1 protein-coding gene is annotated in these 455 nt (G+C 51.6%); it reads right to left on the bottom strand.

Annotated features, from left to right (window positions below; genetic code table 11):
• On the bottom strand, positions 1-440 hold a 440-nt coding region (locus L692_RS0111060; protein WP_025699835.1), incomplete at its 3' end, for an AAA family ATPase.
• Positions 441-455 lie beyond the last annotated feature (15 nt).

Genomic DNA, 455 nt, shown 5'->3' on the forward strand with positions numbered 1-455 from the left:
GCTTTGTTCTCGCGGATCGGCATTGCGAAACCGCCGCATACAACGTCACCCAGTACGTCATAGGAGATGAAGTCCATGCCTTCATAAGCGCCTTGCTCTTCCAGGAAGTTGATGGAAGTGATGATACCGCGGCCTGCGCAGCCTACGCCTGGTTCCGGACCGCCGGACTCAACGCAGAGGATGTCTCCAAAGCCGGTTGCTACTACGTCTTCGAGTTCGAGGTCTTCAACCGAGCCCATTTCAGCAGCCATGTGAAGTACAGTTTGTTGAGCTTTCGTGTTCAGGATCAGACGAGTGGAGTCGGCTTTAGGGTCACAGCCTACGATCATGATTTTTTGACCGAAAGTGGTAGCCAGCTGGGCCAGAGTGTTCTGGGAAGTTGTGGATTTACCGATACCGCCTTTACCGTAGAATGCGATTTGTCTTGGTTTCTTACTCATGAATAATCATCCCTT

Origin of the sequence: Paenibacillus forsythiae T98 (assembly GCF_000520735.1) — a bacterium.
Taxonomy (GTDB): domain Bacteria; phylum Bacillota; class Bacilli; order Paenibacillales; family Paenibacillaceae; genus Paenibacillus_AQ; species Paenibacillus_AQ forsythiae.